Source organism: Luteimonas sp. e5 (assembly GCF_054031035.1).
In genome coordinates this window covers 80,901-105,445 of record NZ_JBSTRX010000001.1, presented here as the reverse complement: position 1 = coordinate 105,445, position 24,545 = coordinate 80,901, and the positions used below count along the sequence as shown (strand labels likewise).

The 24,545-nt window shown below is 69.6% G+C and carries 25 protein-coding genes; 2 read left to right on the top strand and 23 right to left on the bottom strand.

The genetic code is table 11. From position 1 onward, the window contains the following. Nucleotides 1-8: 8 nt before the first annotated feature. From ACW11F_RS00545 to ACW11F_RS00510, 8 genes are all read right to left on the bottom strand, one after another. Nucleotides 9-566, bottom strand: coding sequence for a hypoxanthine-guanine phosphoribosyltransferase (locus ACW11F_RS00545; RefSeq protein ID WP_456994833.1), 558 nt, complete (start codon nt 564-566; stop codon nt 9-11). Continuing rightward, nucleotides 563-1,570 (bottom strand): beta-N-acetylhexosaminidase, encoded by a 1,008-nt coding sequence (nagZ, locus tag ACW11F_RS00540; protein ID WP_456994831.1) that lies wholly within the window; start codon nt 1,568-1,570, stop codon nt 563-565. The genes ACW11F_RS00545 and nagZ overlap by 4 nt, the downstream gene beginning before the upstream one ends. 126 nt (nt 1,571-1,696) lie before the next feature. Next, the gene (locus ACW11F_RS00535; RefSeq protein WP_456995849.1) at nt 1,697-2,368 is read right to left on the bottom strand and encodes a DsbA family oxidoreductase; all 672 of its coding nucleotides are present in this window, start codon (nt 2,366-2,368) and stop codon (nt 1,697-1,699) included. 11 nt (nt 2,369-2,379) lie between these two features. Continuing rightward, the gene (locus ACW11F_RS00530) at nt 2,380-2,904 is read right to left on the bottom strand and encodes a CYTH domain-containing protein (RefSeq protein ID WP_456994829.1); all 525 of its coding nucleotides are present in this window, start codon (nt 2,902-2,904) and stop codon (nt 2,380-2,382) included. After that, nucleotides 2,901-4,226, bottom strand: coding sequence for a 23S rRNA (uracil(1939)-C(5))-methyltransferase RlmD (rlmD, locus tag ACW11F_RS00525; protein WP_456994827.1), 1,326 nt, complete (start codon nt 4,224-4,226; stop codon nt 2,901-2,903). Before rlmD ends, ACW11F_RS00530 begins: the two co-directional genes overlap by 4 nt. 64 nt (nt 4,227-4,290) lie before the next feature. Beyond that, a complete protein-coding gene (locus tag ACW11F_RS00520; protein ID WP_456994825.1) occupies nt 4,291-4,668 on the bottom strand; it encodes a hypothetical protein in 378 nt (125 codons plus the stop codon). Further along, complete coding sequence (locus ACW11F_RS00515) at nt 4,665-5,264, bottom strand: YdbL family protein (protein ID WP_456994823.1); 600 nt, start codon at nt 5,262-5,264, stop codon at nt 4,665-4,667. The genes ACW11F_RS00520 and ACW11F_RS00515 overlap by 4 nt, the downstream gene beginning before the upstream one ends. Before the next feature lie 10 nt (nt 5,265-5,274). Beyond that, nucleotides 5,275-7,278, bottom strand: coding sequence for a hypothetical protein (locus tag ACW11F_RS00510; protein WP_456995848.1), 2,004 nt, complete (start codon nt 7,276-7,278; stop codon nt 5,275-5,277). Nucleotides 7,279-7,333: 55 nt separating this feature from the next. On the opposite strand from ACW11F_RS00510, the gene ACW11F_RS00505 reads away from it, so the two are divergent. Next, complete coding sequence (locus tag ACW11F_RS00505; RefSeq protein WP_456994821.1) at nt 7,334-8,038, top strand: Hpt domain-containing response regulator; 705 nt, start codon at nt 7,334-7,336, stop codon at nt 8,036-8,038. A gap of 12 nt (nt 8,039-8,050) precedes the next feature. On the opposite strand, the gene recO is transcribed toward ACW11F_RS00505, so the two are convergent. The 9 genes from recO to rpoE form a co-directional block, all read right to left on the bottom strand. After that, nucleotides 8,051-8,803 (bottom strand): DNA repair protein RecO, encoded by a 753-nt coding sequence (gene recO / locus ACW11F_RS00500; RefSeq protein ID WP_456994819.1) that lies wholly within the window; start codon nt 8,801-8,803, stop codon nt 8,051-8,053. Between the two features lie 26 nt (nt 8,804-8,829). Then, nucleotides 8,830-9,726, bottom strand: coding sequence for a GTPase Era (gene era / locus ACW11F_RS00495; RefSeq protein ID WP_456994817.1), 897 nt, complete (start codon nt 9,724-9,726; stop codon nt 8,830-8,832). A gap of 64 nt (nt 9,727-9,790) precedes the next feature. Then, nucleotides 9,791-10,465 carry a ribonuclease III gene (gene rnc, locus ACW11F_RS00490; RefSeq protein WP_456994815.1) on the bottom strand — a complete coding sequence of 225 codons (675 nt, stop codon included), beginning with the start codon at nt 10,463-10,465 and terminating at the stop codon, nt 9,791-9,793. Beyond that, complete coding sequence (locus tag ACW11F_RS00485) at nt 10,452-10,820, bottom strand: DUF4845 domain-containing protein (protein ID WP_456994813.1); 369 nt, start codon at nt 10,818-10,820, stop codon at nt 10,452-10,454. The genes rnc and ACW11F_RS00485 overlap by 14 nt, the downstream gene beginning before the upstream one ends. A gap of 52 nt (nt 10,821-10,872) precedes the next feature. Beyond that, nucleotides 10,873-11,670: a signal peptidase I gene (lepB, locus tag ACW11F_RS00480; protein WP_456994811.1), complete on the bottom strand. Its 798-nt coding sequence runs from the start codon at nt 11,668-11,670 to the stop codon at nt 10,873-10,875. 82 nt (nt 11,671-11,752) lie between these two features. Further along, on the bottom strand, nt 11,753-13,546 hold the full coding sequence (lepA, locus tag ACW11F_RS00475; protein ID WP_456994809.1) for a translation elongation factor 4: 1,794 nt from the start codon (nt 13,544-13,546) through the stop codon (nt 11,753-11,755). Nucleotides 13,547-13,675: 129 nt separating this feature from the next. Further along, on the bottom strand, nt 13,676-15,199 hold the full coding sequence (locus tag ACW11F_RS00470; protein WP_456994807.1) for a Do family serine endopeptidase: 1,524 nt from the start codon (nt 15,197-15,199) through the stop codon (nt 13,676-13,678). A 49-nt stretch (nt 15,200-15,248) separates the two neighbouring features. Then, the gene (locus ACW11F_RS00465; RefSeq protein ID WP_456994805.1) at nt 15,249-16,163 is read right to left on the bottom strand and encodes an RseA family anti-sigma factor; all 915 of its coding nucleotides are present in this window, start codon (nt 16,161-16,163) and stop codon (nt 15,249-15,251) included. Further along, entirely contained in the window at nt 16,160-16,795 is a 636-nt protein-coding gene (rpoE, locus tag ACW11F_RS00460; protein ID WP_456994803.1) for an RNA polymerase sigma factor RpoE, read from the bottom strand. The genes ACW11F_RS00465 and rpoE overlap by 4 nt, the downstream gene beginning before the upstream one ends. A gap of 162 nt (nt 16,796-16,957) precedes the next feature. Between rpoE and ACW11F_RS00455 the strand changes: the two genes are divergently transcribed. Continuing rightward, on the top strand, nt 16,958-19,012 hold the full coding sequence (locus ACW11F_RS00455; protein WP_456994801.1) for a 3-hydroxyacyl-CoA dehydrogenase NAD-binding domain-containing protein: 2,055 nt from the start codon (nt 16,958-16,960) through the stop codon (nt 19,010-19,012). 71 nt (nt 19,013-19,083) lie between these two features. Here ACW11F_RS00455 and ACW11F_RS00450 read toward each other — a convergent pair whose 3' ends face one another. The 6 genes from ACW11F_RS00450 to ACW11F_RS00425 all read right to left on the bottom strand — a co-directional run bounded on the left by ACW11F_RS00450 (nt 19,084) and on the right by ACW11F_RS00425 (nt 24,543). Then, entirely contained in the window at nt 19,084-19,443 is a 360-nt protein-coding gene (locus ACW11F_RS00450) for a PilZ domain-containing protein (RefSeq protein WP_456994799.1), read from the bottom strand. Nucleotides 19,444-19,528: 85 nt separating this feature from the next. After that, the gene (locus tag ACW11F_RS00445; protein WP_456994797.1) at nt 19,529-20,533 is read right to left on the bottom strand and encodes a DNA polymerase III subunit delta'; all 1,005 of its coding nucleotides are present in this window, start codon (nt 20,531-20,533) and stop codon (nt 19,529-19,531) included. After that, nucleotides 20,530-21,165, bottom strand: coding sequence for a dTMP kinase (gene tmk / locus ACW11F_RS00440; RefSeq protein ID WP_456994795.1), 636 nt, complete (start codon nt 21,163-21,165; stop codon nt 20,530-20,532). The genes ACW11F_RS00445 and tmk overlap by 4 nt, the downstream gene beginning before the upstream one ends. Further along, nucleotides 21,162-22,349, bottom strand: a complete 1,188-nt coding sequence (gene mltG / locus ACW11F_RS00435) for an endolytic transglycosylase MltG (RefSeq protein WP_456995847.1) — start codon at nt 22,347-22,349, stop codon at nt 21,162-21,164. The genes tmk and mltG overlap by 4 nt, the downstream gene beginning before the upstream one ends. After that, nucleotides 22,343-23,161: an aminodeoxychorismate lyase gene (pabC, locus tag ACW11F_RS00430; protein WP_456994793.1), complete on the bottom strand. Its 819-nt coding sequence runs from the start codon at nt 23,159-23,161 to the stop codon at nt 22,343-22,345. The genes mltG and pabC overlap by 7 nt, the downstream gene beginning before the upstream one ends. Then, nucleotides 23,158-24,543, bottom strand: a complete 1,386-nt coding sequence (locus tag ACW11F_RS00425) for an aminodeoxychorismate synthase component I (protein ID WP_456994791.1) — start codon at nt 24,541-24,543, stop codon at nt 23,158-23,160. The genes pabC and ACW11F_RS00425 overlap by 4 nt, the downstream gene beginning before the upstream one ends. Between the last annotated feature and the right edge of the window lie 2 nt (nt 24,544-24,545).

The following is a 24,545-nucleotide window of genomic DNA, read 5'->3' as shown; positions in this document are numbered from 1 at the left end:
GATGCGGCTCAGGGCTTCAGTGCATAGATCGCCGGCAGGTTGCGGCCCTGCTCGTGGTAATCCATGCCGAAGCCGAACACGTACTGGTCGGGCACGTCGAGTCCGGCATAGTCGGCGCAGACATCCTCCAGGCAGCGCTGGTGCTGCTTGACCGCCAGCACCGCAATGCGCACGTCGGCGGCATTCTGGTCTTCGCACCAGCGCTTCACCGCCTGCATGGTGTGGCCCTCGTCGAGGATGTCATCCACCAGCAGCACCTGGCGCCCGCGCATCGCCACGCGTGGCCGGTGCAGCCAGGCCAGACCCGAGCCACTGGTCTGGCCGTGGTAGCGGGTGGCGTGCAGGTAGTCCAGTTCCAGATCCAGGCCGCGTTCGCCCAGCGCCAAGGCCAGCGCACCGGCGAATGGCAATCCGCCGTTCATCACGGTGACGAACAGCGGTGCGGTTTCGGCCTCGGCGTAATCGGCGTGGATGGCATCGGCCATGCGCGCGATCGCGGCATCGATCGCGGCACGGTCGTGGATGCATTCGGCATTGGCAAGGGCATCGGCAAGACGGTGGCTCATGCGCTCTCTCCCAGGGCATCGACCAGGCGCTCGCGCGCACGGGCATGGCGGTCATCGGCCAGCAGTGCATCCCAGCCCAACGGGCCGCGGCCGATCAGGCCGATCAATGCGGCGGTATTGAAACGGCGATCCTCCACCGCGGCCAACGATTCGGGCACCAGTTCCGGATGGCAGACCAGCACCACGTCGCAACCGGCATCGTAATGCGCATCGATGCGCGCGCGCACGCCACCGGCGGAGAATGCCGCGGCCATGCCGATGTCATCGGAGAACACCACGCCGCCAAAGCCCAGCTCCGCGCGCAGGATGTCCTCGATCCAGCGCCGCGAATACCCCGCCGGTTCGGGGGCCACCTGCGGATAGACCACGTGCGCCATCATCACCGCGTCGGCGCCGGCCTGGATCCCGGCGACGAAGGGCACCAGGTCGAGCGCGCGGATCTCCTGCAGCGGACGCGGGTCGATGGCCTCGTCGAAATGGGTATCGGCCAACACCGAACCATGCCCGGGGAAGTGCTTGAGCGTGGCGCCCATGTCAGCCTCGTGCATGCCCTCGATGTAGGCGCGGGTGAAGTCGGCGACCACCTCGGGATCGGCGGAGAACGCGCGATTGCCGATGGCGAGGTTGCCGCGGCCAAGATCCACCACCGGGGCGAAGCTGAGATCGACACCGGTGGCACGCACTTCGCTGGCCATCAGCCAGGCATGTTCACGCGCCAGTGCCAATGCCGCATTGCGGTCACGCGCGTGCAATGCATCGAAACCCTGCAACGGCGGCAGATCGCTGTAGCCCTCGCGGAAACGCTGCACGCGGCCGCCTTCCTGATCGACGCAGATCAGTTGCGGCTGCGCGGCGGCTTCGCGGATCGATTGCGACAGTTCCGCCGCCTGCGTGCGCGAAGCGAAATTGCGCGCGAACAGGATCACCCCGCCGCAGCCCGGATGCTGCAGCCATTCGCGCTCCTGCGCCTGGAGTTCGGTTCCGGCAACGCCGATGACCAGCATGCAAGCCTCGCTTGGATCGATGTGCGCAATGCGGCACGGGCCTGCATTGTCGCCCAAAGCCGGCGTCGCACGGCCGCTGCCGCCCGCATCCGCGTTCGCGGCACCGGTCGCGTTCAGTCCCGCGGCTCAATCCGTCGCCGGTGGTTGCGCCTGCGCGTCGCGCTGATCCGCCGCCGGCGGCAGGCGTCCGAGCCGGGCCAGCACCTGCCGCCAGACTTCGGGCGGCTGTCCACCCTGCAGGGCGTAGCGGCCATCGATGACGAAGGTCGGCACCGCGCGGATGCCCATGGCGCGCGCCTGCGCCAGCGAAGCCTCGAGTTCAACCTTGCCGGCATCGCCGGCCAGCATCGCCAGCACCGCCTCGCGCTCGAGTCCGCCTGCCGCGCCACAGTCGGCCAGCACCCCGGCATCGGCGAGGTTGCGCCCCTCGGCGAAGTGCGCGCGGAACAGCGCCTCGGCGACCGCATCGGCCTGCGCCCCGGCGGCGGCCATGCCGAGCACGCGGTGCGCATCGCGGGTGGAGACGCGCACCTGGCCGCGATCGAAGTCCATCGGCAGGCCTTCGGCGCGCGCCGTGGCCTGGGTCTCGCTCAGCATGCGCGCGGCCTGCGCGGCGCCACCGAACTTGGTGGCGTAGAACTCGCGCAGTGGCTGCGGCGTGGCATCGGCATCCGGGTCGAGCAGGAACGGCTGCCAGCGCAGCTCGACGGATTCGACGCCCTGCAGCCCGCGCCGCATGCGCTGGCTGCCGATCCAGCACCATGGGCAGACCAGGTCCGACCAGATATCGATGCGCAACGGCGCCGGTGTCATCCGCTCTCCTCCATGGTGGCATCGCTGCCTGCATCAGGCCACTGCGTGAACGGATGCAGTGCCAGGGTCTGGTTGTAATAGCGCAGCTCGTCGGTGACCTCGCGCCCGAGCCACGGCGGCGGCTCGAAAGCCTCGCTTTCGCTGCCCAGCTCGACCTCGGCGACCACCAGCCCGGCGTTGTCGCCGAGGAACTCATCCACTTCCCACAGATGCGCGCCATGCCGCACCAGGTGCCGACGCTTGTGGATGCGCCCCTGCACGCACAGCGCCATGAGCGCCTGCGCATCGGCCGGTGGCAGCGGATACTCGAACTCCTGCCGACGCATGCCCGATTCGGCCGACTTGATGTTGAGCCGCGCGGCATCGCCTTCGATGCGCACCCGCACCGATACCTTCTGTCGGCCGCGATTCACCGATTCGGTATCGTTGAGGTAGGCCTGCGCCATCTCGATCACCGCGTGCGCCTGTTCGCGCCAGGCATCGCCGGTGACCAGGAACTTGCGTTCGATCTCGATGCTCATGGCCGCTCGAACACCGCGATCGATTCCACGTGCGCGGTATGCGGGAACATGTCCATCACCCCGGCGCTGGCGAGTTTCCAGCCGGCCTCGTTGACCAGCCAGCCGGCGTCACGCGCCAGCGAACCGGGATGGCAACTGACGTACACGATGCGGCGGATGCCGTCGAGCGGGAACTGCTGCAGCACTTCCAGCGCACCGGCGCGCGCCGGATCCAGCAGCAGCTTGTCGAAGCCCTGCGTCATCCAGGGCTCCCCACGCAGATCGCTGGCCAGGTCGGCGACGTGGAAGCGCGCATTGTCGATGCCATTGGCGATGGCGTTCGCGCGCGCCCGTGCCACCAGCCCGGCATCGCCCTCCACGCCGACCACATCGCGCGCCAGTCGCGCCAGCGGCAGGGTGAAATTGCCGAGGCCGCAGAACAGGTCGAGCACGCGCTCATCGGGTTGCACGTCGAGCAGCTCCAGCGCCTGCGCGATCATGCGCTGGTTGAGGCCGGCATTGACCTGGATGAAATCGAGTGGACGGAACTCCAGTTCGACCTGCCACTGCGGCAGCGCGAACGCCAGCCGCGGCGCCGCGTCCAGCGGATGCACCGATTCGACGCCACCGGGCTGCAAATGAATGGCGAAGCCATGCGCGCGGCCGAAATCACGCAATCGCCCGAGGTCGTCCGCGCCCAGTGGCTCGAGATGGCGGAACACCAGCGCGGTCGCCTCGTCTCCGGCGATGAACTCGATCTGCGGAATCACCCGGCGCGCATCCAGCGAATCGACCAGCGCGCCGAGCGCTTCGATGTGCAGGCCGATCTGCGGCACCACCACATGGCATTGCCGGATATCGGCGACGAAGCGTGGATCCTGCTCGCGGAAACCGACCAGGGTGCGGTCCTTCTTCTCGACGCGGCGCACCGAGAGCCGCCCCTTGCGCCGGTAGCCCCAGGCCGCGTCGGTCAGCGGCGGCAGCACCCTGGCGGGCGCGACCTTGCCGATGCGCTTGAGGTTTTCCAGCAGCACGTGCTGCTTGGCCTCGATCTGCTGCGGCGCCGCCAGATGCTGCAACACGCAGCCGCCACAGGTGCCGAAATGCTCGCAACGCGGCTCGACCCGGTGCGGCGAAGGCTGCAGCACCGCCAGCGTGCGCGCCTCGTCGAAGTCGCGCGAGCGGCGCGTCTGCTCCACCTGCACCCGCTCGCCCGGCAACGCACCGCTGACGAACACGGTCTTGCCGGCGTGCGGACCTTCGGCGCGACGTGCGACGCCACGGCCGTCATGGCCGAGATCGATGATCTGAAGTTCGAAGGGCGTCTTGTCGAAACGGGCCACGGTCGGCGTCGGCGTTCACGGGCGTGCATTCTCGCACGCACCTGCTGCATCCGCCGCGTGGCATTCAGCCGCGTGCGGCGGTGTAGTGCTGCCAGCGCTGCTTGGCGAAACCGTTGCAGCGCTCGACCTCGCGCGCCAGCACGGCCTTGTCGGGCTTCTGCGGCGTGCCGATGCGCGCCAGCAGATCGGCCGAATGGCGTTCGAACTGCGCCTGATCCACCCCGGCATCCTGCATGCTGCGGCCCATCAGCGCCGCCAGCCGTTCAAGGTCGTCGCGATGCGCGGCATTGCCCGGCAACGTGGCGGCGATGCGGTACAGCGCCAGGCACTGGCTGGCCTGACGCGCGAGGCTCTTGTCACCCGGCGCAGCCTGCACGCTCGCGGCCGGCGCACCGAGGGCCAGCAACGCAAGGCACAGGCCGAGCCGCGTGATCGCGCTCATTTCTGCTTCCAGCTGCCGCCGGACTGGTACCACCAGCCGCTGCGCGCGCTGTCGACCCACTGCTTCGCGAACACCTCGCGGATCTGCGCTTCCCATTCGGGATGCCCATTGGCCACCGCCACTTCGCGGTACAGCGCCTTGCGATCGCGGTTGTCATCGGCCACCGCCGCATTGACCGCGACCCGGTCCTTCAGCGGCAAGGCCGCGGCATCACGCACCACGATCAGGCCATCGCTGCTGAAGCCGAGCGCGCCGGCATCGAAGCCGCTGCGCAGGGTGGCGTCGAAGCGGCGTTGCATCTGTGCCTGGATGGCACGGATCGCCGGGGTATTGATGGTGATGTCGGGCTTGGACTGGGCCTGCGCGGTACCGATGCCGAGCAGCGACCACGGGTCGATGCGCCGCTCCAGCAGTGCCATGCCGCCGGCCGCGCCCTTGCCCGGGGCCTCCACCGGCTCGCCGTCCTCACCGATCACCTTCTCGACGAACTCCTTGGCCGCTTCGCGTGCTTCGGCGGCGGGAAAATACACGTTGATGGTGACGCACGCCGCCAGCACCAGCGCGGCGGGAATGGGCATCCAGTATTTGATCGCCATGCTCTGTCCTTCAGTCGAAAACCGGTTTGACTTCACCCTTGCCGAGGGCCTGCAGGCGCTGCACCAGCGTCGGCCAATCGACCTCGCGATTGTGGCCAACCACGGTCAGGCGCGGCAGACCGCTGCCTTCGACGATAGTAAAGCCCGAGGAGTCTGAACGCGCGGTGTGCGCCGGCTCCAGCCCGCCCATGAGGCAGACCTCGTTGCGCAGCCGGCAGCGGATGCCGATGCGGCGGTAGCCGAAATCGTCGAACAGGCCGATCAGGCGCCCCTGCAGGCTGCTGACGAAACTCTGGTCGCCGACGCTGGACATGTTCTGCACCGCGCGCTGGCTGATGCGCTGGCGCACTCGCTGGCGTGGATCGGTCTGCAGCAGCGCATCGAACTGCACCGGCGTCCAGTCCACCAGCCGCAGCGCGTGCACATGGCCGTCGAGGCGGCCGCTGATGCTGCCGAAATCGAACACCTCGGTCAGGCGCAGGAGATCGAGGTCATTGAAATCGAGGTCGGCCGACAGCGTGGGCGCGGTGCCGAACGGCCGCTCCATCGACAGATTGGTGATTTGCACCGCGCCATCGAAGATGCCGAGGCTGAGCCCGCCATCGAATTCCAGCCGGTCGTCGGCGAACTGAACGCGCGGTACCTGCCCGTTCAGTTCGCCGCGGAACTCCGGCAGTCCGAAGGTGCTCGCCATCGCACCCAGATCGACCGCATCGAGCTCCAGGCCGAACTCGAGCTGCAAGCCATGGCCGGCACCCGGTGGCAGCAGGCGCAGGCCGTGCAGTTCGACTTCGCCACCGAACAGCGGCACCTGCACATCGCGCCGCAGCACCAGTTCGCCGCCACGGCTTTGCAGCGGCAGGCGCGCGGCGCCGAACGCCAGCCCGTACATGCGCGCCTCGCGCCAGCCCAGCGCGGAATCCACCACACCCTCCTGCGCGAACGCCAGCGTGCCATCCAGTCCGTGCACGGCGAAGCGGCCGCGTGGATCATCGATGCCGACCTCGTCCAGTACCGCGTCCAGCCGTTGCAGGCGGCCGTGCGCAATGCGCAGCCGCCCGCGCCAGTGGCCCGACAGTGCCACGTCGGCCATGCCCATGCGCGCCAGCCAACCACTCAGATAGCGCTCGCGCAGGGCGTCATCGGCGCGTCCGGACAGGCTCATCTCCAGCGCCTGCAAGCCTCCCTCGCGATCCAGCGCGGCGCTGCCGCTGGCTTCGAGGCGATCCGCGTCGCGCCACTGCAGCACTGGCAGCCGCCAGCCCTGGCCCGGTGCCTTTTCGCCCTGCAAGGCAAACGTGACCGGTGTGCCGGACAGCCCGAGATAGGCTTCGCCGAACAACGCCTCGCCGGCGATCTCGCCCTGCAGATCGAGGTTCGCCACTTCGTCGCGGCTGCGGTAATCGAGCAACAACCGCGCGTCCAGCCCCTCGGCGACGATGCCGCCATCGGCCGACTGCAGCGCGCCTGCGCTGATCTGCAACGGCCCCTGCACTCGCAGCCCGCCTGCACTCGGTGTGCCAAGGCGCAGCCGTCCATCCAGCCGACCCTCGCCCAAGCGCGCCGCGGACCACGCCTGCACCGCCAGCGCCTGCGCCCAGTGCAGCGGCACCCGGGTCAGGTCGATGCGGGTCAATTCCGGCGCCGCCTCGCGGCGCTGCACGGCCAGCCGCGCCGCGCCCTGGCTCAGGGCGGCATCCAGTCCGGCATCGTCGATGCGCAGCGCCAGGCGCGTGGGTGCCGCGCCACGCGTGCGCAGCGTGCCATCGCAATGCCAGCCATTGCGGCGCATGCGGCGCAGCGGACAGTGCCAGTCCACGTCGCGGAAACGGTAGCCGAGGTCCGCGGCCACCACTTCGCGTGCCTGCAGGCGCAGGACGCCTTCGCTGGCGTCCGCCGGCCAGTCCAGCTGCACGCGCACCCCTTGCATGCTCGCCAGCGGGGTGCTGACGCGGGCGATGCTGGCCCGCGCACTGCGCGCCTCGGCCACCGCGCTGCACGCGATGAGCAGCACCAGCAAGGGCAATCGGCGTAGGATGCATCGGGGCATGCGCGAAAGGATAAGGACGATGCGCGATGAGCGAATGAACCCGCGCCTGCTGCTGGTCGAGGACGATGCCACCAGCCAGGCCTTTCTTGCCGCCGCGGCTGGCGCGCTGCCGGCGGATGTGCACTGTGCCGGCAGCCGCGCCGAAGCACTGGCGATGGCGGGCGAGTTCGATGCCTGGCTGATCGATGCCCATTTGCCCGATGGCAGCGGCATCGAGCTGCTGGCCGAACTGCACGCGCGCCGGTCGGAATCGGCGGCGCCCGCACCGTTCGCACTGGCGCATACCGCATCGCGGCTGGAGGAAGACCTCGAGCGGCTGCGTGCCGCCGGCTTTGATGCCGCCGTGGCCAAGCCGCTCGACAGCGCGCAATGGCAGGCGGCGATCCGCGAGGGCCTTGCCGCGCGCAATCCGCGTGACTGGGACGATGCCGCTGCGCTGCGGGCACTCAACGACAACCCCGAGGCGGTGCGCGGACTGCGTGCGCTGTTTCTGGCCGAGCTGCCGAAGCAGTCGTCAGCGATCCGCACGGCGCTGGAGGCCGGCGATGCCGCGCGTGCCCGTGATGAACTGCACCGGCTCAAGGCCAGTTGCGGCTTCGTTGGCGCGCAGGCGTTGCGTCTGGCAGCCGACGCCCTGCATGCGGCTCCCGACGATCAACGGCATTGGCAGCGCTTCCGCGACGCCGTGGCGCGCGTGCTCGCCGAACCCGCCGTGGACAGATAACGCGCGCGCTGCTCAGCCCGGCATGTCCGGATCCGAACGACCCAGACGCTGCAACTGGCGCGCCATCTCCCAGGATTTCAACGGTCGTCCGGCGAGGTAGTCCGCCAGCAGGGCACGCATCGGCCGACGCAGGCTGGCAAGATCGGCGTCAGGGGGTGGATGGTCGGCAGCCAGCGCCAGCAGCGCGGTGCCGGTCGCCGCTTCACGGCGCGCCTCCGGGCTGCCATCACGCAGCAGGCGACGCGGCCCGTACTCGCCCTCCAGCCGGTAGCGTGCGGATGGGTCGATCTCGCGTCCGTCGCCATCCACGTTCCAGTCGAAACCCAGGCCGATCGCCTGCAGCAGATCGCGTTCGTATCGGCGCAGTGCCCACGCCAGTGCTTCGCCGCAGGCATCGGCCAGCGCGGCCCGCGTGCGCGCGTAGGCGGCGTGCAATTCGGGCAACGGATCCTGACGCGGGGTCAGGCGCAAGGTCAGTTCATTGAGATAGAAACCGGCCAGTGCCGCCTCGCCGGTCAGCCGCGGTGCGGCATCCACCGCTTCGGCCGCATGCAGGGTCGCCAGTTCACCGCGCTGCGATGCCTGCAGGCGGATGCATTGCAGCGGCTGCAGCGCCGCGCGCAGGGCATGCCGCCTGGCGCTGGACACGCCGCGCGCCACCAGCCCCAGCCGGCCATGCTCGGCGCACAGCACTTCGACCAGCAGGCTGGTTTCGCGCCACGCGCGCGCGTGCAGGACGAAGGCGGCCTCGCAACTCAATTGCATCGCGGCACCGCCCCGGCGGCCATGCGCTATTCGCCGTAACCCAGCGCGCGCAACGCGGCTTCATCGTCCGACCAGCCCTGGCGCACGCGCACCCAGGTTTGCAGGAACACCTGCTGGCCGAACAGCCGTTCCATCTGCTCGCGCGCCTTGCTGCCGATCTTGCGCAGGCGCGCCCCGCCCTTGCCGATCACGATCGCCTTCTGGCTGTCGCGCTCGACCCAGATCACCGCGCCGATGCGCAGCAGCCGCGGCTCTTCCTCGAAGCTCTCGATTTCCACCGCGGTCGCATACGGCAGCTCCGCGCCGAGTTGTCGCATCAGCTGCTCGCGCACGAACTCGGCGGCGAGGAAGCGCATGCTGCGGTCGGTGATCTCGTCTTCGTCATGCAGTGGCGGCTGCTCGGGCAACAGCGGCAGCAGGCTTGCCACCAATTCGTCCAGCCCCTGCCGGCGCAGCGCCGACAACGGGTGCACGGCGACGAACTCGCGGCCCTGGCTGACCTCGGCAAGATAGGGCAGCAGCTCGGCCTTGTCGCGCAGGCGGTCGATCTTGTTGACCACCAGCAGCACCGGCACCTTGGCCTTGACCAGGGCATCCAGGGCCAACTGATCCTCCTCGTCCCAGCGCCCCGCCTCGACCACCAGCAACGCCGCATCGACGCCTTCCAGCGCGCCGCGCGCGGCACGGTTGAGCACGCGGCTCATCGCCTTGTTGCGTGCGCCGTGGATGCCGGGCGTATCCACCAACACGATCTGGCCGCCGGGCACGGTGGCGATGCCGAGCATGCGATGGCGGGTGGTCTGCGGGCGGTCGGAGGTGATGCTGACCTTGCTGCCCACCAGGCCATTGATCAGCGTGGACTTGCCGACGTTGGGCCGGCCGATGACGGCGACATGGCCGGCATGATGGGATTGCGCACTCATGCGCGCATTGTATGGCCGGCGCGGCAGCGCGCGGCTCGAATCAGATCCGGCCCGTGGTGGCGTTTCACTTCGCCGCGCCGGCTTCCAGCAACTCGAGCATCGCCGCGGCGGCGATCTGCTCGGCGGCACGGCGCGAGCCGCCCTCGCCCGCGGTCGTCAGCGCAGGCTCGCCGATGCGGCAGCTGACCGCGAAGCTGCGCGCATGTTCCTCACCGCTTTCCGCTTCCAGCACGTACACCGGCAGCGCACGCCCGCGCGCCTGCAGCCATTCCTGCAGCCGCGTCTTGGCGTCCTTGCCGACCTTGTTCGGCGGCGGCAGGGCATCGATCAGCGGCGCGAACCACGGCATCACCGTGGCGCGGCAGGCGTCCAGCCCGGCATCGAGATAGATTGCGCCGACCACCGCCTCCAGCGCATCGGCGAGGATCGAATCGCGCCGATGGCCACCGGACTTCATCTCGCCCGGCCCCAGCCGCAGGCCGTGGCCCAGTTCCAGCGTGCGCGCGATGCCGGCCAGCGCCGACTCGCGCACCAGCTCGGTGCGCGCGCGGGTCAGCGCACCCTCGTCGGCACGCGGCCAGGCCGCGTACAGCGCTTCGGCGGTAAGCAGATTGACGATGGCATCGCCGAGGAACTCCAGCCGCTCGTTGTGCGGCTGCCCGGCGCTGCGATGGGTCAGCGCCTGCTGCAGCAGGCGCGCATCGGTAAACGCATGCGCGATGCGTTTACTGACCGGCACTGCGTACCGGCTCGCTGGCCTTGAACTTGCCGACGATGTCGAGGTTGTAGACCAGCGGCTTGCGCACCTCGTACTCGATGTTGATCAGTGCGCCGGCCGGGCTGCGCTCGACCTTGATGTGCTCGGGGCGCACGCTGTCGACATAGCCGACGTCGAAATGACGCTCCAGCGCGTGGCGGATGCCGACCGGGTCATTGGGCGAGGCCTCGGCGGCGACGCTCTTCAGCGCCTTCTTCACGCTCCAGAACTCCTGGTACATCGGGAACAGCTTCATGCCGATGAACAGCGCGAAACCGACCACCGCGAGCAGGGTCAGGAACCCGGTCAGCGAAATCCCCTGTTGTGTCTTGTTCATCACTACCCCCTTGTTCAGGAAAGACGCGGCGTCCCGGCCGCCGGCGCCCAGCTTACGGGATGCGTTGGCCGATGCGCGAGAAATCCTTGAAGTTCATCCATACCAGGAATGCCTTCCCGCGCAACTGGCTTTCCGGCAGCATGCCCCAGAAACGGCCATCGTCACTGTTGTCGCGGTTGTCGCCCATCACCAGGTAATGCCCGGACGGCACCACGAACTCACCATCGCCGCGCGCGCCGGCTTCGATGCTCTGCAGGAAGTTCTGCACCTGGTGCGGATGCTCGCCGAGCATCTCGGTGGCGAGCACGCCGGGCAGTTCGAAACCGCCATCGGCCACCGCGATCGGCACCTGGCGTTGCGCTTCGTAACGCACCGGCTCGCCGTTGATGGTCAGCACGCCGCGGTGGTAGCCCACCGTGTCGCCGGGCAAGCCCACCACGCGCTTGACGAAATCCTGCCCGGTGATCGGATCATCCGCACCGCGCCCGGGGAACTTGAACACCACCACTTCGCCACGCTTGGGTTCGCCCAGCGCCAGCACCTTGGTGTTGGTCACCGGCAGGCGCAGGCCGTAGGCGAACTTGTTGACCAGGATGAAATCGCCGATCTGCAGGGTCGGGATCATCGAACCGCTGGGGATGCGGAACGGCTCGGCGATGAAGCTGCGCAGGATCAGGATCGCCAGCAGGATCGGAAAGAACGCATTGGCGTAGTCGATGTACCAGGGCAGGTGCTCGGCCTCGAGCAGGCCGCCTTCGGCGCGCCGCTTGCGCAGGAACAGCCGATCAGCGGCCCACAACAGGCCGGCGACCAGGGTCAGGGTGACGAGGGTGATTTCGAACCAGCGCATGAGGGCTCCTTGGAAGCCGGCGACCATGCCTGCGCGCAGCCTGGCACGAGTGCCAGGCCCGGCTCGGCATGGTGGCCGGCGGTTATTTGTTGTCCACCTGCAACACCGCGAGGAAGGCCTCCTGCGGGATTTCCACGCGGCCGACCTGCTTCATCCGCTTCTTGCCTTCCTTCTGCTTTTCCAGCAGCTTCTTCTTGCGGCTGGCGTCGCCGCCGTAGCACTTGGCCAGCACGTTCTTGCGCAGTGCCTTGACCGTGGTGCGGGCGATGATCTGGCTGCCGATCGCGGCCTGGATGGCGACATCGAACATCTGCCGCGGGATCAGCTCGCGCATCTTCTCGGTCAGTTCGCGGCCGCGGCGGTCGGCATGGCTGCGGTGGCAGATGATCGACAGCGCATCGACCTTGTCGCCGTTGATCAACGTGTCCACGCGCACGAACGGGCCGGCATCGAAACGCACGAAGTGGTAGTCCAGCGAGGCATAGCCGCGGCTGACCGACTTGAGCTTGTCGAAGAAGTCCAGCACCACTTCGCCCATCGGCAGCTCGTAGCTGATCTGCACCTGGCTGCCCATGTAGGTGATGCCGATCTGGGTGCCGCGTTTTTCCTCGCACAGCTTGATCACCGCGCCGACATAGTCCGGCGGGGTCAGGATGTTGGCGCGGATGATCGGCTCGCGCACCTCGTCGATCTGGTTGACCGGCGGCAGCTTGGCCGGGTTGTCCAGCGGCACCACGCTGCCATCGGTCTTGAGCACTTCGTAGATCACCGTCGGCGCGGTGGTGATCAGGTTGAGGTCGTACTCGCGCTCCAGCCGCTCCTGCACGATTTCCATGTGCAGCATGCCCAGGAAGCCGCAGCGGAAGCCGAAGCCCATCGCCTCGGAGCTTTCCGGCTCGAAGCGCAGCGCGGCATCGTTCAGGCGCAGCTTGTCCAGCGCCTCGCGCAGATCCGGGTAGTCCTCGGCATCGACCGGGAACAGGCCGGAGAACACCCGCGGCTGCATTTCCTGGAAGCCCGGCAGCGCGTCGGCGGCCGGATCGGCGGCCAAGGTCAGGGTGTCGCCGACCGGCGCACCGTGCACGTCCTTGATGCTGGCCGTCACCCAGCCCACCTCGCCGGCCTTCAGCGCCTGCAGCGGCTTGCGCTTGGGCGTGAACACGCCGACCGCATCGACCTGGTGGGTGCGGCCGGTGCTCATCACCAGCAGCTTGTCACCGGGCTTGATCTCGCCCTGCATGATGCGCACCAGCGAAACCACGCCGAGGTAATTGTCGAACCACGAGTCGATGATCAGCGCCTGCAGCTTGTCGGTATCGCGCGGAGCCGGCGGCGGGATGCGCTGCACGATGGCTTCCAGCACGTCGCGCACGTTGAGGCCGGTCTTGGCGCTGATCGGCACCGCGTCGGAGGCATCGATGCCGATGACAGCCTCGATCTCCTCCTTGGCACGATCCACGTCGGCGGTCGGCAGGTCGATCTTGTTGATCACCGGGATCACTTCCAGGCCCTGCTCCACCGCGGTGTAGCAGTTGGCGACCGATTGCGCCTCCACGCCCTGAGCCGCGTCCACCACCAGCAGCGCGCCTTCGCAGGCAGCCAGCGAGCGGCTGACTTCGTAGCTGAAATCGACGTGGCCGGGGGTGTCGATGAAGTTCAGGTAATAGGTCTGCCCGTCCAGCGCGGTGTACGGCAGCGATACCGAATGCGACTTGATGGTGATGCCGCGCTCGCGCTCGATCGGGTTGTTGTCCAGCACCTGCGCTTCCATCTCGCGCTCGGTCAGGCCGCCGCACAGGTGGATGATGCGGTCGGCCAGCGTCGACTTGCCGTGGTCGACGTGGGCGATGATGGAGAAGTTGCGGATGTTCCGCATCGCGGCGGGAGTTTCGGACGACATCGGCGGCAGTCTGCCGCCCAGGCGGCCCTTTGAATTCAGCCCGTCATTATCGCATGTGACCACCGGCGCGGCGTGCGGCTTCCGCGGCACGCCGCGCCGGGAGGCTCATTCGGCAATCTTCAGCGCGACAAAACGTGGCGCGCTGCGCCCGGGGATGCCGGCCAGGCGCAGCATCACGGTGTCGCCCGGCTTGGCCTGGGCCAGCGCCGACTGCAGATCACGTGCGCTGCCGACCGGCTTTTGATCCACCGAGAGGATCACCGAACCCGGGCTGATCCCGGCTTCGCGCGCGGCACGCGATTCCACCCCGACCACGCCGACACCCTCGCCAGCGCCAAGCTGCAGGCTGCGGCGGTCGTTGGCATCGAGTTCGGCGATGCGCAGGCCGAGCTTGCCGCTGGCGCTGGCAGCCGGCGCGGACGGGGCCGGCATGGCGCCACCACGTTGGCCGAAGCGCGCCTGGTCGGCGCCCGGCGCCTCGCCCAGCACCACCTCGATGTCGCGTTCGCGGCCATCGCGCCACACACCCAGCGTGACCTTCTGTCCCGGCGCCAATGCGCCGACCAGCGGCGGCAGGTCGCTGACTTCATTGATCACCTGACCGTTGAAGCGGCGGATCACGTCGCCCGGACGCAGGCCGGCCTTCTCCGCGCCGCTGCCCGCCTGCACGTCGCTGACCAGCGCACCGCGGTTGTCGGGCAGGCGCATCGCACTGGCGATGCCGCTTTCCAGCGGCTGCATGTTGACCCCGAGCATGCCGCGGCGCACCTGGCCGCCGCTCTTGAGCTGCTCGGCGGCGGCCATCGCGGTATCGATCGGAATGGCGAAGCTGATGCCCTGGAAGCCGCCCGAAGCGCTCAGGATCTGCGAGTTGATGCCGACCACCTCGCCGCGCGTGTTCAGCAGCGGGCCGCCGGAATTGCCGCGGTTGATGGCGACGTCGGTCTGGATGAAGGGCACGTACTGCTGGCCGCCGGTGGAGCGCCCGGTGGCGCTGACGATGCCGGCGCTGACCGAGTGCTCGAGCCCGTATGGCGAGCCGATCGCCACCACCCACTGCCCGGGGCGCACCTCGTCGGAACGGCCCAGCGGCAGCGCCGGCAGGCCCGCGCCTTCGACCTTGAGCAGGGCCACGTCCGACTGCGCGTCACTGCCGACCACGCGGGCCTTGAATTCGCGGCGGTCGCCCAGGCGCACGGTGACTTCTTCGGCATTGGCCACCACGTGCTGGTTGGTGAGCACGTAGCCATCGGCGGAGATCAGGAAGCCGGTGCCCATCGACAGGCCACGCGGCGCCTGCGGCGCGGGGCCGCGCGGACCGGGCATGCCGGGCATGGGGAAGCCGAAGCGACGGAAGATTTCCGCCATCGGGTCATCCATCTGCACCTGGCTGGCCTGGCGCGGCACGATGCGCGCCTCGACGCTGACCACACCCGGGCCCACGCGCTCGACCAGACGGGTGAAGTCGGGCAGCCCGCTGACCAGCTCCGGGCCGCGTGCGGCCGGCGCCACCGGCTGTGCGATCGGCGCCGAGGCGGAAGCCGGGGGCGGGTTCTGCGACTGCGCGCAGGCACTGGTGGCCAGCGCCATGAATGGAACGACAAGCAGGGGGCGCAACAGGGTCTTCATGCAATCAGGCTCGATGAAAGAAGGGAGACACGGGATGGAAAGGCGACGCTCAGGGGTCGACGATGGCTTCGCGCGGCGCGAACGGATCGCTGGAATCAGCGCCGCGCAGGCTGGCGTTGAACGCACCGCTGCCGCTGCCGGGGAACAGTGCGCGTGGCCAGGGCCGGGCCGGCGCCTGGGCATCGGCCGGCAGGAAAGGGTCGGCTTCCACTGCCGGCGCGGGGGCCTTCGCCTCGGCATCCGCGACCAGCCGAACCGGCGGTCCTGCCGTGGCCACCTGCACCGTCGTGGGCTCGGCCACCGCCGGCTCGGCGGCCTGCAGCGGCGCACGCGCTGCGACCCGGCGGCTGGCAGCGGCCTGCACCCGCGTGGCCCGGCCCGTGCTGCGAACCGGTGCCGGCGCTGCCGCGGCGATCACGCGCGCGGGCGCTTCATCGCCGGTGTCGGTCATGTCCGCTTCGGCCGACGCGACCGGCACCGGCGTGGTCGCCTGCAGTGGCGGCAACGAGGTCTCGCCGGCATCGGCGGCCGTCGCCAGCTCCGGGGCGGGCGTGGCCAGCATCAGCGGCAGGCGCCAGGCCAGCAGCGCGGCGATCACGACCGAGGCGGCGAGCGCCCCGCCACCGAACCAGCCCAGGCGATGCGCGGCCACCGCCCGGCGTGGCGCCGTCGCGCCCGGCATGGCATCGACCGTATCGGTGCGGCTGTCGCCGAAGTCGTCGAAAGCATCGGCCGGCATCGGCGGCTGGCCGCTGATGCGCGCGGCCACCGCGTCGGCGAAGCCCGGCGCGGCGAGGCCCTCGACCTGTCCGCGCAATGCATCGCCGGCCAACTGCCAGCACTCCAGGCGCGCCGCAAGCTCGCCGTCGTGCTCCAGCCGGCGCAGCAGGAAGCGCGTGCGCTCGGTGTCCAGTGCGCCATCAAGCAGCGCGGAAAGCTGTTGTCGATGGGTTTCCTGATTCATGCCCGTCCTCGTTCACGTGCAGTGGCGTCGGAGTCCAGCAAGGGCCGCAGCTCGCGGTCGATGGCCTCGCGTGCGCGGAAAATGCGCGAGCGCACGGTGCCGATCGGGCAGCCCATGTGGGTGGCGATTTCCTCGTAGCTGAGTCCTTCCATTTCGCGCAGGCGCAGCGCGGTGCCCAGTTCCTCCGGCAATGCGGCCAATGCGCGCAGCACCGCCTGCTCCACCTGGTGCCGCTGCAACTCGCGCTCGGGGGTCGCGGTTTCGCGCATCTGCGTGGCGCTGGATTGCTCGGCGTCCATCGCTTCGATGTCGGCGCCGGGCGGGCGTCGCTTCATCGCCACCAGGTGGTTCTTCGCGGTATTCACCGCAATGCGGTGCAGCCAGGTGTAGAACTGCGCCTCGCCGCGAAAACCGTGCAACGAGCGCCAAGCGCGCACGAAGGCATCCTGCGCCACGTCCTGCGCCTCCGACCAGTCGCCGACGTAGCGCGCAACCAGCGCGACGATGCGGTGCTGGTAACGCCGCACCAGCACATCGAACGCGGCCGACTCGCCCTGCTGGGCACGACGCACCAGTTCGGCATCGAGCAGTTCGCCCGGGTCCTGCGGATTGTCGATCGGGGTATCGGCCATGCGGGCCGCGGCTCCTTGCCTCATGCACGGGATGTCGCGTCAAACCTGAGGCTGTGACCGCAAAGCGGGGGCGGAAGTTCCCGCCCGCCGCGCGGTGATTTGACGCCCCGCGAACCTGCAACCGATGATACGGGCATCCATACCGTAACGGATGTACCGCCCATGACGCCCCATCTCGACGGCTTGAAGCCGCGCCACTGGCGCACCCGGATGCGCGAGGACAGTGTGTTGGTGCTGGCCTTCGATCGCGAGGGTGAATCGGTCAATGCGTTCTCGCAGGCCGCGCTGATCGAACTGGATGCGATCATCGAGCGCCTCGCGCTGGAGCCGCCCAAGGCGTTGATCGTCGCATCTGCCAAGGCCAGTGGCTTCATCGCCGGCGCCGACATCAAGGAGTTCGCCGAATTCGACCGCATGGGCACGGTGGATGATGCGATCCGCCGCGGCCAGAACGTGTTCGAAAAGCTCGCCCGCCTGCCCTGCCCCAGCGTCGCCGCGATCCACGGCTTCTGCATGGGCGGCGGTACCGAAATCGCGCTGGCCTGCGATTACCGCGTGGCTTCCACCGACCCCTCGACCCGCATCGGCCTGCCGGAAGTGAACCTCGGCATCTTTCCCGGCTGGGGCGGCAGCGTGCGCCTGCCGCGGCTGATCGGCGCGCCCGCGGCGTTCGACCTGATGCTGACCGGACGCAGCGTCAACGCGCGCGCCGCGCGGGCGATGGGCCTGGTCGACCAGACCGCGGAGCCGGCCACCCTGGAAGACAGCGCCGCGCAGCTGGCCCTGCGTGGCCATGCGCGCAGCTTCAAGCAACGCGCGCTGGCCTGGGCCAGCAACTTGTGGCCGGCGCGCCAGCTGCTGGCGCCGATGCTCGTCAAGCAGGTGGCGAAGAAGGCGCCCAAGGCGCACTATCCGGCGCCCTATGCGCTGATCGAAAGCTGGCGCAAGGGCGCCGGCAGCACCGCCGGCCGACTCGCCGGCGAACGCCGCGCGGTGGTCAAGCTGGCCTCCACGCCGACCGCACGCAACCTGATCCGGGTGTATTTCCTGCAGGAGCGGATGAAGGCGCTGGGCGCGGGGGACTCCGGCATCGCCAGGGTGCACGTGGTCGGCGCCGGGGTGATGGGCGGCGACATCGCCGCGTGGGCCGCGTACAAGGGGCTCGAGGTCACCTTGCAGGACCGCGAACAGGGCTACATCGACGCCGCGCTCGAACGCGCCGACGCGCTGTTCGCCAAGCGCATCAAGGACGAGCCGCGGCGCGGCGAAACCGCGGCCCGGCTCAAGGGCGACCTGGCCGGAGATGGCGTCGCGGCGGCCGATCTGGTGATCGAAGCGATCATCGAGAACGCCGATGCCAAGCGCGAGCTGTACGCCACGCTGGAGCCGCGCATGCACGCCGATGCCCTGCTCACCAGCAATACCTCGTCGATTCCGCTGCAGGAGCTGGGCGAGCAGTTGCAGCACCCGGAACGCTTCGCCGGCCTGCACTACTTCAACCCGGTGGCGGCGATGCCGCTGGTCGAGATCATCCGCCATCCACGCATGGCCGCGGCGACCGAGCAGCGCCTGGCCGCGTTCTGCAAGCAGCTGGGCAAGCTGCCGGTGCCGGTCGCGGGTAGCCCCGGCTTCCTGGTCAACCGCGTGCTGTTCCCGTACATGCTCGAGGCGATGACCGCCTATGCCGAGGGCGTGCCCGGGCCGGTGCTGGACAAGGCCGCGCGCGCGTTCGGCATGCCGATGGGGCCGGTGGAGCTGATCGACACGGTGGGCCTTGACGTGGCCGCGGGCGTCGGCGCCGAGCTGGCGCCGTTCCTCGGCCTCGCCATCCCCGAAGCGCTGTCGGCACCGCCCGAGCCGGGCAAGCGCGGCAAGAAGGATGGCCAGGGGATCTATCGCTGGGAAGGCGGCAAGCCGGTCAAGCCCGAGGCGCCGGCCGATTACCGCGCGGCGGACGATCTCGAGGACCGCCTGATCCTGCCGATGATCAACGAGGCGGTGGCCTGCCTGGCCGAAGGCGTGGTCGAGGATGCCGACCTGCTCGATGGCGGGGTGATCTTCGGCACCGGCTTCGCCCCGTTCCGCGGCGGCCCGATCCAGTACGTCCGCGAAACCGGCGTCGACGCGCTGCTCGCCCGCCTGCAGGCGCTGCAGGCACGCCACGGCGAGCGCTTCGCACCGCGCCCGGGCTGGGACCATCCCGCATTGCGCGATTGAAGCGGGCACCCATGGAAACGCAAACGCCGGGCAATGCCCGGCGTTTTGCCATGCGTGTGCCGCGCGTGCACTTACATGGTGGAGGTGGGCTTGTCGCTTTCCAGACGGCCGGCAAGCAGGGTTTCGATGCGGTTCTTCAATTCCACACCCTGTGGCGTGGTGCTGAACTGCACACCGACGCCCGCCGGCCGGTTGCCCTGTGCACCGGCCGGGGTCACCCAGCAGACCGTGCCGGAGACCGCCAGCTTTTCCGATGAATCCGGCAACGTGACCATCATGAACACCTCCTGCCCCAGAGGCGGTCGGCTGTTGCAGGCGGCGAACAGGCCGCCATTCTTGACGAATGGCATCCACGCTGCGTAGAGCGCGTTCTCGTCCTTCAATTCGACGTTGAGGATGCTTTGCCGCATCCTGCCGACGATCGCGTTCATGCCGGTTTCCGTTGTTGCCCGTCGCTCAGGATAGCGCCTGCACGCATGTCGTGGGCGCTACCCGCATGTTTGCGCCGCTCGACACTCAGGCGGCCGGCCATGCCAGCAGCAGGTCGAGCAACAGCAGGTCGCTGCGCACGGTGCTGGACAACAGCTGGTGGCAGCGATTGGCCTGATCGAACCAGTGCGCCAGCGCGCGCATGCGCTGCGGGTCGTCGCTGCCGCGCGCTTGCCCGGCGGCGATGTCGGCGGCGAAGCGCAGGCGCAGCGCGGCCTGTGCATCCGCGCTCCAGCGCTCGGCGATGGCGGCGGCCTGCGCGCGATCGCGGGCCAGCCGCTGCAGGTCCTCGGCCACTTCCTTGCGCAGCGTCAGCGCACCCTCGCGCAACCACTGGTCGGCAAGGCCGGGATGACCACGCGCCAGGGTCAGCGCTTCGCCTGCCTGCACCGTGGCATGGCCCTGCGCGGCCAGCCAGTCCAGCGCCTCGGTACGCGGCGGCAGGCGGAACTCGAGCACCTGGGTGCGGCTGCGGATGGTCGCCGGCAGCCGCGCCGGACGCGCGCTGACGAGCCACAGGAAGCGCCCGCGCTGTGGTTCCTCGAGGGTTTTCAGCAACGCGTTGCAGGCGGCATGGTTGATGCGGTCGGCCGGATCGATCAGCGCCACCTGGCGCTCGCCATATTGCGCGCTCAGCGCGAGCTTCTCCGACATCAGGCGGATCTGCTCGATGACGATTTCCTGACGCATGCGCGGCGGTCGCACCTTGTCGTTCCAGCCGTAGCCGATGAAGCGCGCGTCCGGATGCGCCGGATGCCCCCACGGATGCGCGAGGCTGCCATCGGGCGCCAGTTCCGGCGGGTCAAGCTGGTGCCGGGTATCGAACAGGCGACAGGCACGGCAGTCCGCGCAGGCCTCGCCATCGGCACCGGGTTGCAGGCACAGCGCGCGCCGCGCCAGGCGCTCGGCCACTTCGCGCTTGCCCAGGCGCGCGGGACCGGCAAAGAGCAGCGCATGCGGCAGGCGGCCTGCATCCAGTGCCTCGGCGGCCTTGACGTAGACCCGCTGCTGCCAGGGCGCGAGCGGGTTCATGCGCGATAGGCCGCCAGCGCGGCCACGGCGTCGGCGGCCACCACCTCGGCGGGCCGGCTGGCATCGAGCACGCGGAAGCGTTGCGGCTCGGCCGCGGCACGCGCGAGGAAGCCCTGGCGCACGCGCTGGAAGAAGCCATCGCGCTCGCGCTCGATGCGATCGGGTGCGCCGCCGCGGCGGCGGGTGCGCTCGCGGCCGGTGGCGACATCCAGGTCGAGCAGGAAGGTCAGTCCGGGACGGATGCCGACGAAGTCGCGCTCGAGGCGCTCGATCAGCGTCGCGTCCACGCCGCGGCCCGCACCCTGGTAGGCGTGGCTGGAATCGGTGAAACGGTCGCACAGCACCCAGCTGCCCTCACGCAATGCCGGCAGCAACGTTTCGCCCACATGTTGGGCACGCGCGGCGAACATCAGCAGCAATTCGGTTTCGGCCCGCGCCGGCTCATGCCCCGGGTCGAGCAGCAGGGCACGGATCTTTTCCGCCAGCGGCGTGCCGCCCGGCTCACGGCTGCACAGCACGCGCTCGCCCGCGGCTTCCAGCGCCTCGCGCAGCGCACCGATCACCGTGCTCTTGCCCGCGCCTTCGCCGCCTTCGATGCTGATCAGGCGCGGCTGGATCTCGAGCCCGCTCATCGCGCCGGCGGCAACGGGCGCTCGGCCGGCAGCGCAGGCGCCTGCGGCGTTGCCTGCGGCACCGGCGAGGAGGTGTCATCGGCCGGCATCTCGTCCTCGGAAATCGTCACCGTGCCGCGCATCGGTTCGGCATCGGCGCGCGCGGCGTCGGCGCGCCGGTTGGCCAGATAGGCTTCCACGTTGCGGCGGTGCTCGGCATACGTCGACGCGAAGCGGCTGCGGCCGCTGCCATCGCCCACCGCGACGAAGAACAGCGCATCGCCGGGCGCGGGATGCGCGGTGGCCTTGAGCGAGGCGCGACCGGGCATCGCGATCGGCGTCGGCGGCAGGCCGGCGCGGGTGCGGGTGTTGTACGGGCCGTCGGTGCGCAGGTGTGCCCAGGTGAAGCGGCCATCCCAGTCATCGCCAAGGCCGTAGATGATGGTGGGGTCGGTTTCCAGGCGCATGCCGAGTTTCAACCGACGGTCGAACACGCCGGCGATCTGCGCGCGCTCCTGGTCGATCCCGGTTTCCTTCTCCACGATCGAGGCCATGATCAGCAGCTCGTACGGGGTCTTGAACGGCAGCTCGGGGTCGCGCCCCTGCCACACGTCGTCCAGCTGTTTTTCCATCGCCGCATAGGCGCGCTTGAGCAGCAGGGTGTCGCTGTCGCCGCGGTTGTACTGGTAGGTCTCGGGCAGGAAACGGCCCTCGGGATGCTCGCCGGGATGGCCGATCGCCTGCATCAGGCCGTCGAGATCGAGATCGGCGGTGTCGTGCAGCAGATGCGGCGCGCGGCGCAGCGCACGGCGCAGGTCACGGATGTTCCAGCCCTCGATGATGGTGAAGCGGTAGCTGATGACCTTGCCATCGCGCATGTCGAGCAGCAGCTGGCGCGGGGTGATGCCGGGCCTGAGTGCGTATTCGCCGACCTGCACGCGACCGGCGGCGCCGGTCAGGCGCGCCAGCGCCATCCATTCCAGATCATGCCCACCGCCCACGCCCGATGCGCGCAACTTGCCCAGCACGGTACGGAACGAGTCGCCGCGCTCGACGATCACGCTGTTGTCCGCGCGCATGCCCGGAATCGGTGTATCGGCAAACGACAGGCCACGCTGCCACAACACCCCCGCGGCCAGCGCGATGCACACCAGCAACAGGAAGAAGGTGGTCAGGGCGCTGCGGCAACCTCGGTTTTTCACGATCTCTCCGTGGTGGGGGCGAAACCGGCGTGGGCCTGCGCCAACTGCTGCTGCAGCTCACGCACCGCGGGATGCACGACGGGCCAGCTGCGTGCACCCAGGCGCCGGACGGGCAGGATACCGCGCACCGCGTTGCACAGGAAAACCGCCTCGGCCGCCTCGACCTGCTGCGGCTCCAGCTCGGCCTCCTCGGCGACGCCTGCTTCCAGCAGCCAGCCGCGCATCACGCCGGCGACGCCACACTCGCGCAGCGTCGGCGTTTGCCAGTGCCCGTCGAGCCGCACGAACAGATTGGCCGCGGTCGCGGCGATGACGCGACCGGCGGCATCACGCATCAGGCCCTCGTCGGCCCCGGCCGCGCGCACCTCGTTCGCGGCGAGCACCTGCTCCAGGCGGTTGCCATGCTTGAGTCCGGCCAGCAGTGGCTGCGCCGCCAGCCGCGTCCGGCACCAGACCACGTCCAGCACCTCTGGCGACAGCGGCAGGGGATGCCGCGAAAGGATCCAGAACGGCACGGCCCCGGGGTCGCCGGCATAGCCGTGGGCACCGCCTCCGCGGGTCAGTTGCAGCTTGAGCAGCGCATCGTCGCCGCCGAGCAGGCGCCGGGCTTCCTCATGCATCCGCGACAGCGGCGGCAGGGGCAATGACAGGCGCTGCGCGCCGTGCGCCAGCCGCGCCATGTGCATCGGCCACCACGGCAACTCGCCACGGTGCGCGCGCATGGTTTCGAACAGCGACTCGCCATAGGCCAGACCGCGGTCATCGGCGGCGACCGTGGCCACCTCGTCCGTGCCGAGGAACAGGCGCCGGCTCATCCCTCCACCCCCAGCGCGCGCAGCATGCCGCGTGCCTTGGCCCGGGTTTCGGCCAGCTCGCGCCCGGGATCGGAGTCGATGACGATGCCGGCGCCGGCCCTGAAGCGCAGCCGATCGCCCTCGACTTCCGCGCTGCGGATGAGGATGTTGAGATCCATGTCGCCATCGCGGCCCAGCCAGCCGATGGCGCCGGTGTAGGCGCCACGCCCGGTGCCCTCCAGTTCGGCGATGATCTGCATGCAGCGCACCTTGGGCGCGCCGGTGATGCTGCCGCCCGGAAACACCGCGCGGATCACGTCGATCGGGGAGGTGTCGCGACGCAGGCGGCCACGCACGTTGCTGACGATGTGGTGCACGTGGGCATAGCTCTCCACCACCATCAGCTCGTCCACTTCGACGCTGCCGGGTGCGCACACGCGACCGAGGTCGTTGCGCTCCAGATCGACCAGCATCACGTGCTCGGCACGCTCCTTGGGGTGGCCGATCAGTTCGCGCACCCGCGCCGCCTCGTCATCGCCCGGCATGCGCGGGCGGGTGCCGGCGATCGGACGGGTTTCCACCACGCCGTCGCGGATCGAGACCAGGCGTTCGGGCGATGCACTGACCACTGCCCAGTCGCCATGGGCGAACACGCCGGCGAATGGCGCGGGATTGGCCTGGGCCAGGCGTGCGTGCAGCGCCGTCGCATCCAGTGGCCGCTCGAAACGCGCCTGCCAGCCGCGCGAGAGGTTGACCTGGAACACGTCGCCTGCCGCGAGGTGATCGAGCACCCGGCGCACGCCGTCGAGGAACTGCCCGGGTGCATCCTCCTCCACCCGTGACGGTGGCTGCCAGTGCGGCATCGCGGCCTGCGCCGGCAAAGCCGCGAGATCGGCCATCACCTGCTGCCGCAAGGCTTCGCCGCCCGCCTCATGCAGCAGCCAGGCCTGCGCGCTGCCGTGCTCGTGCAGCAGGGCCACGGGGCAGCGCAGCGCCATCGCCACCGGCAGCCCGCCCTCGGCGCGAGGCAGGCGCAGTACCGGCTCGACTTCCGCCGCCAGCTCGTAACCCAGGAACAGTGCCCAGCCGCCGCGGAACGGCAACACCTCCGTGTCCGCGTCCGGCACGGGCGACTGCCGCGCCGCCTGCCATTCGCTTTCCAGGCGATCGAGGAAACCGCCTTCCAGCACCCTGCCCTGAAGGTCGCGCACGCGGCCATCGGCATGCAGCGCGAAGCCCTCGCCATTGCCGGCGAGCAGCATGTCCCAACGCGCGTGCCGGCGCGCCGAGGCATCCAGTGCCGCCGCCGAGGAGCTCATCAGCAACGGGTAGCGTGCCGGGTCGTGCCGCTGCAACGCCGCCGGATCGACCGCAGGCAACAGGGGTTCGCGCCGCGTGCCCACGT

Coding starts and splice junctions, on each gene's coding strand:
- ACW11F_RS00545 (WP_456994833.1), bottom strand. CDS start 566: ATGAGCCACCGTCTTGCCGATGCCCTTGCCAATGCCGAATGCATCCAC.
- nagZ (WP_456994831.1), bottom strand. CDS start 1,570: ATGCTGGTCATCGGCGTTGCCGGAACCGAACTCCAGGCGCAGGAGCGC.
- ACW11F_RS00530 (WP_456994829.1), bottom strand. CDS start 2,904: ATGAGCATCGAGATCGAACGCAAGTTCCTGGTCACCGGCGATGCCTGG.
- ACW11F_RS00520 (WP_456994825.1), bottom strand. CDS start 4,668: ATGAGCGCGATCACGCGGCTCGGCCTGTGCCTTGCGTTGCTGGCCCTC.
- ACW11F_RS00515 (WP_456994823.1), bottom strand. CDS start 5,264: ATGGCGATCAAATACTGGATGCCCATTCCCGCCGCGCTGGTGCTGGCG.
- ACW11F_RS00505 (WP_456994821.1), top strand. CDS start 7,334: ATGCGCGATGAGCGAATGAACCCGCGCCTGCTGCTGGTCGAGGACGAT.
- recO (WP_456994819.1), bottom strand. CDS start 8,803: ATGCAATTGAGTTGCGAGGCCGCCTTCGTCCTGCACGCGCGCGCGTGG.
- era (WP_456994817.1), bottom strand. CDS start 9,726: ATGAGTGCGCAATCCCATCATGCCGGCCATGTCGCCGTCATCGGCCGG.
- ACW11F_RS00485 (WP_456994813.1), bottom strand. CDS start 10,820: ATGAACAAGACACAACAGGGGATTTCGCTGACCGGGTTCCTGACCCTG.
- lepB (WP_456994811.1), bottom strand. CDS start 11,670: ATGCGCTGGTTCGAAATCACCCTCGTCACCCTGACCCTGGTCGCCGGC.
- lepA (WP_456994809.1), bottom strand. CDS start 13,546: ATGCGGAACATCCGCAACTTCTCCATCATCGCCCACGTCGACCACGGC.
- ACW11F_RS00470 (WP_456994807.1), bottom strand. CDS start 15,199: ATGAAGACCCTGTTGCGCCCCCTGCTTGTCGTTCCATTCATGGCGCTG.
- ACW11F_RS00465 (WP_456994805.1), bottom strand. CDS start 16,163: ATGAATCAGGAAACCCATCGACAACAGCTTTCCGCGCTGCTTGATGGC.
- rpoE (WP_456994803.1), bottom strand. CDS start 16,795: ATGGCCGATACCCCGATCGACAATCCGCAGGACCCGGGCGAACTGCTC.
- ACW11F_RS00455 (WP_456994801.1), top strand. CDS start 16,958: ATGACGCCCCATCTCGACGGCTTGAAGCCGCGCCACTGGCGCACCCGG.
- ACW11F_RS00450 (WP_456994799.1), bottom strand. CDS start 19,443: ATGAACGCGATCGTCGGCAGGATGCGGCAAAGCATCCTCAACGTCGAA.
- ACW11F_RS00445 (WP_456994797.1), bottom strand. CDS start 20,533: ATGAACCCGCTCGCGCCCTGGCAGCAGCGGGTCTACGTCAAGGCCGCC.
- tmk (WP_456994795.1), bottom strand. CDS start 21,165: ATGAGCGGGCTCGAGATCCAGCCGCGCCTGATCAGCATCGAAGGCGGC.
- pabC (WP_456994793.1), bottom strand. CDS start 23,161: ATGAGCCGGCGCCTGTTCCTCGGCACGGACGAGGTGGCCACGGTCGCC.